Origin of the sequence: Streptomyces sp. 35G-GA-8 (genome assembly GCF_023534745.1) — a bacterium.
GTDB lineage: Bacteria > Actinomycetota > Actinomycetes > Streptomycetales > Streptomycetaceae > Streptomyces.
Genome location: NZ_JAMHJQ010000058.1, coordinates 1 through 918, shown reverse-complemented (window position 1 = coordinate 918; position 918 = coordinate 1). Strand labels below are relative to the sequence as shown.

The 918-nt window shown below is 68.3% G+C and carries 1 protein-coding gene; it reads right to left on the bottom strand.

Annotation, left to right across the window (positions count from 1 at the left end; translation table 11 throughout):
* The coding region (locus M1203_RS38505) for a transposase (protein WP_249954518.1) at positions 1-876 on the bottom strand (876 nt) is incomplete at its 3' end.
* Between the last annotated feature and the right edge of the window lie 42 nt (positions 877-918).

Below are 918 nucleotides of genomic sequence, written 5' to 3'. Positions count from 1 at the left end.
GGTGTCGGGGAGACGGTCGCGGCGGTGGGTCCAGCGCTGCAGTTGTTTCCAGCGTTTGTGGTCGGCGAGGGCGTGTTCGACGGTGATCCGTTGTGAGGAGTGCTGGTGTCGCTGGCGTTCGTTGTGTTCGAGGAAGGGAAGTGTCGCGCCCGGCCGGAGCTTGCGCGGCTGAGTGAGAGCCTTGCCCCGGTGGTCCCTGCTCAGGCCGAGGTAGCCGTCGTCGAGCAGGACCTGGACCAGGTCGAAGCTATGGAAGCAGTCGGCGATACCGGCCGCGCGGGCGGCGGTGGCGTCGTGCATGCGGCCCGGCCGCAGGGCGTCGGTCCACAGTGTGCGGCCGAGGTGGTCGGCGATGACGGTGGCTTTCATCGTGTTCTGCTTCTTCTTGCCTGACACGAACGCCCGCCGGCCGCCCCGGCCCGCGATGGGCCGGCGGACCTGGACCTCGGTGGCGTCCAGCCGCAACCGGACCCCCTCGGCCTGGGCGTAGGCGAAGACGTCTTCCAGGGTCCGCAGTCGCAGTCCGGGCCGTTCCGGGACGGCGCAGCCTCTCCCGGCCAGCAGACGGCGCACCTCACCGATCGCCCGGGTCATGGTGGAACGGTCCACTTCGTAAAGGAGAGCCAGGACCGCGTGTGGGAGGTCGTGACGCAGGTGGATGAGTGTGGCGACGAGCCGGTCCACGAACACCAACTGATGCCTGGCACCGGCTCCCGGCGCCCGCTTCCTCGCACCGCCCCGAGCTTGGTGTCGGCGGCCTTCAACTGCGACCACCCACGGCCGAGCCAACTCCGCAACCAGCGACGACAGATGACTCCTCGAGACACCTGTGAACAACGGGTGTGCCAGGACCGAACGATCCACCGTGCCTTCCACCAGCAGAGCATGCCCACCCGCTATCACACACCAACTCGTAAG